General features: G+C 74.9%; 1 protein-coding gene. It reads right to left on the bottom strand.

The window, feature by feature from the left end:
* A partial coding sequence (locus CFP71_RS42865) for an EAL domain-containing protein (RefSeq protein ID WP_143267335.1) occupies positions 1-538 on the bottom strand: 538 nt, incomplete at both ends.

The raw sequence follows: 538 nt of genomic DNA, 5'->3' as shown, positions 1-538 counted from the left end.
GGGCATCGGCGCGTGGTCGCCATCCGGCGGGGCGAGCAGGTTGCCCTGCGCGATCCGCACTCCGAGCCGCCGCGCGGACTCCAGCTGCTCGGTGGTTTCGAGCCCCGTCGCGACCAGCCGGTTGTCGGTGCGCGACGCGAAGTGCAGCACCGCCTCGACGACCGCGACGGCGGCCGGGTCGTGCGGCAGGCCGCGCAGCACGCTGCGGTCCAGTTTCACCAGGTCGATCGGCGCGGAGGCGAGCAGCGTGAGCGGCAGGTCGCCGCGGCCGAGGCCGTCGAGCGCGAGCCGGAACCCGAGTTCGGTGAGCCTGCGCATGCCGGTGAGCAGCAGATCGGCGGGGATCTGCGTGAACGGCGGCCCGATCTCCAGTACGACGTCCCTGGTCCGGCGGCCGGACAGGCCGAGCGCCTCGGTCAGCGGCTCGAACCGGGACGGTGGCGCCGCCACGGTCCGCGCGGACAGGTTCAGGTGCAGCGGGAGCGCCGCCTGCGCCTCGCTCTGCTGCCGAACGGCTTCGGCGGCCAGGCCGACGTCG

It is taken from the genome of Amycolatopsis thailandensis, assembly GCF_002234405.1.
Taxonomy (GTDB): domain Bacteria; phylum Actinomycetota; class Actinomycetes; order Mycobacteriales; family Pseudonocardiaceae; genus Amycolatopsis; species Amycolatopsis thailandensis.
Note: the sequence above shows the minus strand (reverse complement) of the source record. Positions and strands in the feature narration are given on the sequence as shown.